Below are 1189 nucleotides of genomic sequence, written 5' to 3'. Positions count from 1 at the left end.
GGGGTGATGTAGCGCTTCCCCTTGGTTCCCGCCGTGAGAACGACCGCGCCGGTGAGGCAGCGGCCGCCGCGGCGCATCGCCTGCACGCGGCTGCGCCAGTACCACCGGCCCGAGAGCAGCAGAAGGAGCCCGAGCGGCAGCGCGATGGCGAGGTAGCCGCGGGCGATGGTCAGCTGCGCGAGATAGGCGAGGATCGCGAGCAGCCCGAAGGTGATGAAGGTCGCGTTCGCGACCCGGCCGTACTCGATGAGACCCACCCCGAGGATGCGGCGGTCGCGGGTTCTGGTGGCCCACAGCGCGAGCAGCCAGGCCACGGCGACGATCAGCGCGAGCGCGCGGTACTGCGTCGAGTGGGGTGCGCTGCTGTGCAGGCTCTCTGTGCCGAAGCGTCCGAACTGAGCGACCGTGATCGCGATCGCGATCGCCGCGGCATCCGTCACGATCAGTGCGTACTGGACGCGACGCTGCCAGGCGAGACGCAATGGCTGCGGGGCCACGACGGTGTGGACAGGTATTGCGGATTCGGACATGACGTCCTCCACGCATCGGGTTCTGCCAGGGTTGGTGTCCCCCAGACTAGGTTCACGGCATGCCGTCAAACAGAGCGATCGTCACCTTTTTACGTGAGCGTCGCTCACTTGTCATAGAGGTGAAATGTCGGCGGAAAGAGGCAGCGCGAGGTCGATCAGGGCGCGGTGACGCGCCCGCCAGGAGTTGTCGTCGACGAACCTGCGCCGGGTCTCCTCATCGGCGCGCCCAAGCGCGAGCGCGGCATCCGTCGCCCGCGCGAAGTCGGCGACGTTCTCGGTCAGCAGCACGCGCGGGCCCACGCCGCGCACGGGCGGAAGATCGACCGCGAGCACGGGCGCGCCGGCGGCGAGGTACTCGTAGAGCTTGAGCGGGCTCATCGCCTCGGTGAGCGGCGTGCGCCGGTGCGCGAGCAGCGCGATCTCGGTGGCGCGCAGCACGGCGACCAGTTCGGCGCGGCCCACGTGGGGCGCGATCGTGACGTTGGGCAGTGCGCGCAGCGGTGCCACGTCGCGCTCGTCGGGCACCGAGCCGAGCAGCACGATCGACAGCTCGCGGCGCGCGGTGGCGAGCGCGGCGATGCCTTCGACGTCGATGCGGGTGTCGAGCGTGCCGACGTGCACGGCCCGCGGCCCGGGAAGCGCGGCGAACCATGCGGGCG

At 70.6% G+C, this 1189-nt stretch carries 1 protein-coding gene and 1 pseudogene; both read right to left on the bottom strand.

Features of this window, described 5'->3' with window-relative positions; genetic code table 11:
- Window positions 1–530, bottom strand: a pseudogene (locus ACM2XV_RS15460) (hypothetical protein); the annotation flags it as partial.
- Window positions 531–641: 111 nt separating this feature from the next.
- Window positions 642–1189 (bottom strand): glycosyltransferase (locus tag ACM2XV_RS15455; RefSeq protein WP_487027592.1); only part of this gene is annotated, 548 nt, incomplete at its 5' end.

It is taken from the genome of Gryllotalpicola sp. CP2-P1, assembly GCF_057512245.1.
This window is presented reverse-complemented; position numbering and strand designations above follow the sequence as displayed.